Source organism: Nostoc sp. JL23, from assembly GCF_017115065.1.
Classification (GTDB): Bacteria; Cyanobacteriota; Cyanobacteriia; order Cyanobacteriales; family Nostocaceae; genus Nostoc; species Nostoc punctiforme_A.
This window is the reverse complement of sequence record NZ_JABXKN010000023.1, coordinates 1-9524: the sequence shown is the minus strand read 5'-3', so window position 1 is coordinate 9524 and position 9524 is coordinate 1. Positions and strand designations below refer to the sequence as shown.

The window sequence follows — 9524 nt, the reverse complement described above, 5'->3', positions numbered from 1 at the left end:
CAAAATAAGCTTTTACTTATTCAAACCCCAGTTTGCTTTCTCATTTCGGTGTTTTCCGCAAGCAAAATAAGCTTTTACTTATTCAAACCCCAGTTTGCTTTCTCATTTCGGTGTTTTACGTAATATAACAAAGACGCGATAAATCGCCGTCTGTACAATAATCAATCCTTTGTAGAGACGGCGATTTATCGCGTCTTCAAAAATTATAAAAAAAAGAGCAGTTGCATAATACAACTGCTCTAAAAAATACTTAGATAGATATTTACTCTACCTATCCACAGACCCCATGATTACGTCAACACTACCGAGAATAACCACAATATCTGCAACCTTCATGCCGCGTAGTAAATGTGGAACAATTTGGAGGTTGTTAAAATCTGCGGCGCGAATCTTCCAACGTGCAGGGAAGACATTATCATCGCCAACCAAATAAATTCCCAATTCACCTTTGCCACTTTCGACACGGGCATAGATTTCACCTTTGGGCATCTTGAAAGTGGGGGAAACTTTTTTACCGATGAATTGGTAATCAAAAGCGTCCCACTCAGATTTTTTACCTGCGGCTAAACGTTTTGCTTCCAGATTTTCGTAAGGGCCACCAGGAAGTCCTTTAACTGCTTGGCGAATAATCTTCACAGATTCGCGCATTTCCCGCATCCGCACTACATAACGGGCAAAGCAATCACCGGCAGTTTCCCACTGTACATCCCAGTCGAAATCGTCGTAGCATTCGTAATGGTCAACTTTCCGCAAATCCCATTGCACACCAGAAGCGCGTAACATTGGGCCAGAAAGTCCCCAGTTAATTGCTTCTTCACGAGTGATAGTCCCAATACCCTCAACACGTCGCCGGAAGATGGGGTTATCTGTTACCAAGCGTTCATACTCATCAATTTTGGGCAATAGGTATTCGCAGAATTCCAGACACTTATCTACCCAACCATAAGGTAAATCGGCTGCTACTCCACCAACGCGGAAGTAGTTGTTATTCACCATCCGATAACCTGTAGCAGCTTCCCACAAATCATAAATCATCTCCCGTTCCCGGAACTGGTAGAAGAAGGGAGTTTGAGCGCCTACGTCAGCGAGGAAGGGGCCAAACCATAGCAAGTGGTTAGCGATGCGGTTCAACTCCAGCATGATGACGCGGATGTAGCTAGCGCGTTTGGGGACAGCGACACCTGCAAGCTTTTCTGGGGCGTTGACAGTGACAGCTTCGTTGAACATTCCCGCAGCGTAGTCCCAGCGACTAACGTAAGGAACGTACATTACATTAGTGCGGTTCTCAGCAATTTTTTCCATTCCCCGGTGCAAATAGCCGATGACCGGTTCACAGTCAACGACATCCTCACCATCCAGAGTCATGATTAACCGCAGAACCCCGTGCATTGAGGGGTGGTGTGGCCCCATATTTAGCACCATCGGTTCAGTGCGGGTTTCTAGTCTGGTCATAGATTTCGTGTTCTCCTGTTTGTATTCGTGTAGCGTGCCATTTTGAATTGAACCGCGTAGATGCCAACCAGACCCGATTTATCTAGTCTGCCAAGCCAAAGTTAAGCTTGCAGGAGCAATACTTTTAAGAAAACTGCCCTTAAGGCGTTTATAATGTATTGCCCATACAGGGGTATGTTGGAGAGGGAGTGACAGAGGAGGGACTTTACTTGATGTTTAATTTTGTTGCACTTCTTCAACTATTATATGGAAGCTTGATCTGCACTTAATTAAGGCATCGGATTTTTTTATATAGCGGTTCTCAGTTGCATAGAATACAGACCTAACCCCCAGCCCCTTCCCTTCTAGCGTTGGGGAGTAAAATTCAAAGCCTCTCTCCTTTTAGGAGAGAGGTTTGGAGAGAGGTCAAAGTGTATTGCATCCGAACGAGAAACGCTATAAGCAAGATGCGGAGAATGGGGGAGGCGGTAAAACTAGGAACCCAGCCTACCCTTCTTTACGGGAATGGGAACGGCGAAGCCAAGGCTGGGTGGTTCACATTACCTCAACAAAGCAGCAAAAGGACAAGAACTGGCTGGCAAGTTTGGAGTTGCGAGTTCTTTTCTTTTTATGAAAATTTGCTTGATGAAAGCCCAGAACTTTTGATATAGAGAACCAGGAGGTTGTATTCCGCCTTCTGCTTGTTTTGACTGAGACAAATTTGCTAATTTGCCACCAGATGTCAATTTGTCTAGAAAGTTATTATTGTCGTAATAGTGTTCTAAAGACAAAATTTTGAGATCATCTGTGATATGAACGACACTTATGCCAATAACCTCAATCATCTGGCCAGTAGGTGCATAATCTTTATATGCACCATGAAAATATCCCCAGTGTCGCCATTTGAAAGTAATGGTTGGTGGTGTTGAATAAATTTCCACTACTTCCCACAAGAAACCATCAGGAAATGCTGTATGAAATAGATTGGTTGAGGTTTCAAAATTTTCCTCAGAAGCTCGATAATATTGTGTATTACCAATCAACAGTTTATAAGTACCTGATTGCACTAAATCTGCAACTGTGTATTCAGTTCCACCATTGGTACTCATGCGAAACTTGTCTTGGACAATAGTCAACCATTCAGCAGGATTGGTTTTGAAATTTGCTTCAACATCAAAACTTCGCACTAAATTTTGTACAAGTGCCGCTAGTGAACCTTGAGGGTGATTGTATTTACTTTCACTGGCTAACTTTTCATTAGAACGAGTATAATCTGGCTTTTTACCATAGCGCCATTGAACATTCTGACTATATTCCAGAACTGTATCTCTGTTCTGTACCCAAAGGGGAAGATTATTGTTGTCAATTGAACTCATAAATACCTCTGCCCAAATGTGACTGTGAAACAACTGTCAATACCGATACACACTCAGATTTCGCAGTGATAACCCCTCTAATTTGGCAGTAGTAACCTATACAGTTTTGAGTACAAGTTTAAGAAATAATCAACTGTGGTATTAGAACTGCCTGTCATTACATCTACGACAATAATTGCACTTTGAAGCCAGCCAACACCAGGGAAGTTCTGGAAGTTAACGAATTTCAAGTAAATTTTGATAAAACAATATAGTGAAAGTTTTTGTTAGCAAAGCTTTCAGGATTATCAACAAACAACAGCATTGTGATTGGCGAGGTTAATTACAATCACAAAAGATCCTGAACTTCAGGATTTTTATATGCGTCTCTAGCTAGTGCTTTGAGAAATAGGCAACGAATGAAACAGACATCTCGTTACTTCATAGCCGATTCTGTATTATGTGTTTCTTGCGAGTAATTACACCCTAATGAATCAGCAGCAGTCAAGAAGTAAACGTGGAGTCATACTAACAACATTAGGATGGCAGCGACTCCAAGAGGCGCAACGAAACTGGGAGAATGAGAAAAATTTTGGTGTCGCTTATACTATTGAAGCCTTAAGCGATCGCACAGGGTTAGATCCATCCACAGTTTCTAAGGTGACGGATCGGGAAGCAGGGGTGGATAGGCGCACCTTAGAACGGTTTTTCAGGGCTTTTGATTTGGAATTGCACAAAAGTGATTATGCCAAGCCAGAAATTATATCGGTTAAGCAGCAAGAAATTATCACTTGCTCAAATCAAAATTGGGGTGAAGCCCCTGATGTGTCAGTATTTTATGGGCGCACGCAAGAATTAGAGCAACTAGAACAATGGATAATTAGCGATCGCTGTCGTTTAATTACACTCATTGGCCTTGGTGGTATTGGTAAAACTACTTTGTCAGTCAAATTAGCTCAACAACTGCGAGAACATTTTGATTACGTAATATGGCAAAGTCTTCTCAATGCTCCGCCACTTTTAGAGATGCTAGCAACTCTAATACAATTTTTGTCCAATGGGGAAGAAACAGATTTACCAAAAAACATTCCCTACAGAATCAATCGCCTACTTGAATATCTGCGTTCATCACGTTGTCTTGTAGTTATCGATAACGCCGAATCGATTTTTCAAGGTGGTAATTATGCAGGTTTATATCGGGAAGACTACGAAGGCTACGGCGAACTGTTTCGCCAGATAGGAGAAGTTAATCATCAAAGTTGCTTATTACTCACTTCCCGAGAAAAATCTCAAGAACTTGCAGCGATTGAAAGTAGTCAAGGACTGGTTCGTTCTTTACAAATTACGGGTTTGACAATCTCAGAAATCCAAGAAATTTTTAGAGGTAAAGGAGTTACAGGGGGTACAGATGCAGATTGGGAAAAATTAATTATTAACTATGCTGGGAATCCGCTTTATTTTAAAATTATTGCTACAACAGTTTTAGATTTATTTAATGGAAATATTTCTGAATTTATCTCTCAAGACCCAGGAGTATTTGGAAATATTCGCCTGTTAATGGAACAGCATTTTCAGCGTTTAACTGAATTAGAACAATCATTAATATATTGGCTAGCTATCAATCGAGAAGCAGTTGGCATAACAGAACTAAAAGAAGATATTTTAGATTCAAGCACTACATCAAAGCTATTAGAAACAATAGAATCTCTCTTAAGACGCTCTCTAATTGAGAAAGCTACACCTTCGCTGATTAGCAAGCATGGCAATTGCTTCACGCTACAACCAGTAGTTATGGAGTACATAACTATGAAATTCATCGATCGAGTTTGTCAAGAGCTTGTCAAAGGAGCTGACTTTTCACGGGATCTCGAAAACCTCTCTCTAAACCTCTCTCCTCGCAGGAGAGAGGCTTTGAATTCTCCCCCTTCCCTTGTCGGGAAGGGGGCCGGGGGGTTAGGTTCCGCGTTAGCTTTTCCACATGACGTGAAAAGTCAGGTCAAAGGAGAGGTTTCATTATTCAAAAGTTTTGCTTTAATCAAAGCCACATCACCTGATTATGTCAAAGATAGTCAAATTCGGCTGATTCTCAAACCTATTATCAATAATTTATGCTTGCTGCTAGGAAACTCTAGCCAAATTACAGCACAACTTACTAATATTATCAACCAATTTCGCGGACAGTCTCCTTACATAACTGGCTACATGGCAGGTAATACGATTAATTTACTTGGTCAGTTGTCAGCAAAAATCAGTAATCAAGATTTTTCTCATCTAACGATTTGGCAAGCTGACCTCCAGAATTATATATTAAATCATGTCAATTTTGAAAATAGTAATTTTGCTAAATCAGTTTTTACTGAAACCTTTGGTATAATTTTTGGTCTAGCTTTTAGTCCCGACGATGCACTTTTAGCAACGGGAAGTATTAATGGTGAAATTTGCTTGTGGCGATGGCGGGAGAATCAGCAACTTTTGAATTTCCAAGGGCATAGCAATATAGTAATGTCTCTTGCTTTTAGTCCAGATGGTCAAAAACTTGCTAGTACTAGTGTAGACAGAACTGTTAAATTGTGGGATGTTGCTACGGGTGAATGTCTATTGACCTTACCCTCAAATTATGGGGTAATAGTTGGAAATATTATCTTTAGTCGAGACGGAAAAAACCTGTTTACTTGTACAGAAAAGCAGATATTATTCTGGGATATTGAAATAGGTAACTGTGTCTTAGCTATCGAACACAGCAACCGAATTACTTCAATCACTTACGAACCTCAACGTCATATTCTCGCTTCTGGTTGTTTAGATGGTACTGTAAATATCTGGGATGTGAATACTGGTAAATGTCTAAAAACTGTTCAGGGAGAAAGTGGAGCAGTTTTGTCAATCGCCTTTACTAGTGATAGTAAGCTTTTGGCTAGTAGTGTAAAAGCTAAAATTATCAGCATTTGGGATGTAATTACTAGCAAGCCTATTCAAACATTACAAGAACATAGTAGCTATATTTCATTAGTTGCCTTTAGCCGCGATGGTCAAACTTTAGCAAGTAGCGGCAGTGGCAATAGAACCGTAAATATTTGGGATATTAAAACGGGAAGATATCTACAAACTTTAGCAGGACATATCTCAGCAATTAACAGTCTTACTTTTAGCAATTTTGGGAATTTAGTAACTGGTAGTGTAGACCGGACAGTAAAGCTTTGGGATGTTGTAAATGGCAAATGTTTGAAAACTTGGCGGGGACGGACTGACTTTGTAAATTCAGTGGGATTTAGTAGTAATGGTGAAATTCTTGCTAGTGGTAGTCAACATACTATTGCCCTTTGGAATGTGACTATAGGTGAGTGTATCCAAGCCTTTTATGATTATCAAGATTGGCTGAATTGTGCGGCTTTAAGCCCTAATGGACAAATACTAGCTTGTGGCAATATAGGTAATGTCAATAGTATTATTAGACTTTGGCGAGTTAACCAACTGAGTAATTTTAGTCAACTTCCAGATAAGATATTACAAGGTCATACAGATAGTATTTGGTCAATTGCCTTTAGTCCAGATAGCAAAATCTTAGCGAGTGGTAGTAGCGATGTCTACGACGGGCTACGCCTACCCACCGTCAAACTTTGGGATTGTCAAACTGGTCAATGTCTCTTCACCTTTGTGGGGCATACTGGTGCAGTTCTTTCTGTTGCCTTTAGTCCCGATGGACGGACAATTGCCAGTTGTAGCGGTCACTCGACAATCAAACTTTGGGATCTTGAAAGTAAAGAATGTTACCAAAATATACAGGAACCCGCAGGTTATATCATTGCTTTTAGTCCCAATGGTCATCTTTTAGCTAGCGCGAATACTATGGGCATCGTCAAGCTGTGGAACATCAAAACTGGTGAATGTTGTACTACTTTTGGCAGACATGGGCAAGCTGTAATTTCAATTGCCTTTAGTGCCGATGGAGAAACCTTAGCTAGCGGCAGTAAAGATGGTACTGTCAAGCTCTGGGATATGAAAAATGGTGAGTGCATCAAAACATTTTTGGCTGATATCGGTTCAGTATGGTCATTGGCTTTTAGTCCCAATGGTTTGCTAGCTTGTGGTGGCAATGCTGAAACGATCAAGCTTTATGATCCTAATACAGATAATTGCCTGAAAACATTAAAAAGCGATCGCCCCTACGAAGGCATAAATATTAAAGGGGTTACAGGTTTAACAACTGCGATGATTGCCAATCTCAAAGCGCTGGGGGCAATAAGCCTGTGAAGTCGCTCGTATCTAGTATCTTAGTGGTTTAAAAACTATTTTTAACTAGGAACACACAAAGACACAAACAAAAGAATACATAATTAAAGTTCATCTGTGGTTTTGTGCCCTAAGTCTCATGAATCGTCAGCTAGCTATTGAAGAACCGATATTTTCCCATCTACCAGTGTTACCGCAAGAAGTAATTGCAGGTCTAGCTGTATCTTCCGGAGGTCATTATCTTGATACGACGGTAGGCGGTGGAGGTCACAGCCGTTTGATTTTAGCAGCTGCACCAGATGTAAAATTAACGGCAATTGACCAAGATGAGGATGCTTTAACAGCAGCGAGGAAAGAATTGGCAGAGTTTGGCGATCGCGTACAATTTATTTACAGCAATTTTGCTGACTATGAGTTTCCCCCCAACACTTTCGACGGTATCTTAGCCGATTTGGGGGTAAGTTCTTACCATTTAGACCAAGCAGAACGGGGTTTCAGCTTTCGCCAAGCTGCAAATTTAGATATGCGAATGGATAGAGGGCGATCGCTAACTGCTGCTGATGTGATTAATAATTGGGATGAAGCGGAATTAGCTGATATTTTCTTTAAGTACGGTGAAGAGAGATTATCGCGGCGCATTGCTCGTCGTATTGTAGAACGGCGACCGTTGCACACGACTACAGAATTAGCTGAAGCGATCGCTTCTTCTGTTCCTCCCAAATATCGTTATGGTAGAATTCACCCCGCTACCCGTGTTTTTCAAGCTCTGCGAATTGTCGTCAACGATGAGTTAAAATCCCTAGAAACCTTTTTGGATAAAGCACCAAATGCCCTTGTCCCTGGCGGTAGAATTGCAATTATTAGTTTTCACAGCCTAGAAGATCGCCCGGTGAAGCATGGTTTAAGAAATTCACCTTTATTAAAAGTCTTGACAAAAAAGCCAATTATTGCACAAGAAGAGGAAATTAGTCAGAATCCGCGATCGCGATCGGCCAAACTGAGGATAGCAGAAAAGCTGCTGTAAGCCTTAAACTGCTCCATCTTGTGGCTCAGAACTGCTGCGAATACGCTCAATGAACTGAGGATAATTTTCTAAATCTTGTTCTGACTGTAACGGTGGCATTTCAATCCAATTACCTTCGAGATGCAGCTTATCCACATAAGCGTAGAAGGCTTCTTGATCTTCCCGGTGAGCAAGAACGTAATCATGTAGCTCTTTCTGACTCATTGCATGAAAATTAGGCTTGCTCATCCTATATATCTCCATTTCCCGTTAGGGTATATCTCATAAAAGGGAAATGGCGTTGTGGTACATTACTCTACGCCATCCTTGAAAATGGATTTTCCTCTACTCGCTCTTGACTTTACCTAGTGAGAAGAAATCTGATAGCCTGATTTTTAAAGCAGAAATTACCAGGATGACAGTTTTCAAAACATTATTAAGATTAACCTGCCAACGAGGATAGTCTTTGTGCAGCATCTCCCTATTGACTTCGTACAAATCCCCTAGCCATTCTTCACGTCGTTCTGGGGGGAAGAGGTAAGCAATTGGCGAAGCTATCCACCTACTAGCCCAAGTTTCAGCAGGTTCAGATTTTTTATACTTGCGTAATCTCTTCTTTAATTTAGAGAGCTTCTCTAAATTTTCTACTGAGTCTTCTAAGTCTTTCACCACTTTCTGAACTATCAACTCTTCGACAACTTTGATAGCTTCCTCTGATTTGAAAGATGTTATGACTTCCAGGTGTTGTGTCTTGAGTTGAATTTCTTTTATAGTAAATTCCCAATCGTTATCTTCAATTTCTGTGCCTGCTGTCCCACTAACTCGGTTGCCAAGTAAGTAGGTTAGAACGGAAAGACTGGACGGCTTCGAGAGTCGCAACGCCGCTACCTGTAAGTTTGTAATAGCGCCGTCTTGCTCCACCTCGTTCTTCACGCCCTTCATCTCCCCAACGGGATTCGACAAGCCCTTTCTTTTCCAGAGAATGGAGAACAGGGTAAAGGGTGCCAATCCCCATCTTAGTATTACCGCCGCTAGCCTCTTCCATAGCCTGCGGGATTTGGAGACCATAGAGTTCTTTGTTGTAGAGTGCGAGCAAGACGATTTCTTCTCGTGGTGAAACTTGGGCATTGGTTGAGCCTTTATTGAGTATTTCGCTTTGATTTAGTGTCATAATTGCGACTATTATTCTCTAAGTAAAATTAGATATTTCTCGTTGTTACGACCCCTGTAATGGGGCAACAAGCCTACTCGCTGTTACAACCCTTGTCATGGGGCAGCAAGACTTTTATCTTAAAAAGAGTATATCTTAAGAATTTGATAATTGCTGTAAAACATCTATGCACCTTGGGCAAGCCGTACTTGCTGCTAACACTTTAAAACTTGCAGAGCAATTCCTTTCGGGAAATGATATCGGCTTTACCAAAACAACGATCTGTTAACCAGGGGAAACGCACCTTATTTCCTAACAAAAACTAATAAGGATTTCAAAGTCATCTATACAAGTG

Annotated in this window: 7 protein-coding genes; 2 read left to right on the top strand and 5 right to left on the bottom strand. The window is 41.0% G+C overall.

Going from position 1 to position 9524, the window contains the following annotated elements; genetic code table 11:
- Positions 1–267: 267 nt before the first annotated feature.
- Both HWQ42_RS03495 and HWQ42_RS03490 read right to left on the bottom strand, forming a co-directional pair.
- Positions 268–1452, bottom strand: coding sequence for an NAD(P)H-quinone oxidoreductase subunit H (locus tag HWQ42_RS03495; RefSeq protein ID WP_181928560.1), 1185 nt, complete (start codon positions 1450–1452; stop codon positions 268–270).
- A 539-nt stretch (positions 1453–1991) separates the two neighbouring features.
- A complete protein-coding gene (locus HWQ42_RS03490; protein WP_292809358.1) occupies positions 1992–2807 on the bottom strand; it encodes a SnoaL-like polyketide cyclase in 816 nt (271 codons plus the stop codon).
- Positions 2808–3275: 468 nt separating this feature from the next.
- Here HWQ42_RS03490 and HWQ42_RS03485 point away from each other — a divergent pair, with 468 nt between their 5' ends.
- Positions 3276–7037 (top strand): NB-ARC domain-containing protein, encoded by a 3762-nt coding sequence (locus HWQ42_RS03485; RefSeq protein ID WP_292809356.1) that lies wholly within the window; start codon positions 3276–3278, stop codon positions 7035–7037.
- A 118-nt stretch (positions 7038–7155) separates the two neighbouring features.
- On the top strand, positions 7156–8040 hold the full coding sequence (rsmH, locus tag HWQ42_RS03480; protein ID WP_292809353.1) for a 16S rRNA (cytosine(1402)-N(4))-methyltransferase RsmH: 885 nt from the start codon (positions 7156–7158) through the stop codon (positions 8038–8040).
- A 3-nt stretch (positions 8041–8043) separates the two neighbouring features.
- On the opposite strand, the gene HWQ42_RS03475 is transcribed toward rsmH, so the two are convergent.
- The 3 genes from HWQ42_RS03475 to HWQ42_RS03465 form a co-directional block, all read right to left on the bottom strand.
- On the bottom strand, positions 8044–8268 hold the full coding sequence (locus HWQ42_RS03475; RefSeq protein WP_292729760.1) for a hypothetical protein: 225 nt from the start codon (positions 8266–8268) through the stop codon (positions 8044–8046).
- Between the two features lie 96 nt (positions 8269–8364).
- On the bottom strand, positions 8365–8952 hold the full coding sequence (locus HWQ42_RS03470; protein ID WP_292809350.1) for a hypothetical protein: 588 nt from the start codon (positions 8950–8952) through the stop codon (positions 8365–8367).
- The gene (locus HWQ42_RS03465) at positions 8837–9190 is read right to left on the bottom strand and encodes a PadR family transcriptional regulator (protein WP_292809347.1); all 354 of its coding nucleotides are present in this window, start codon (positions 9188–9190) and stop codon (positions 8837–8839) included. The genes HWQ42_RS03470 and HWQ42_RS03465 overlap by 116 nt, the downstream gene beginning before the upstream one ends.
- Positions 9191–9524 lie beyond the last annotated feature (334 nt).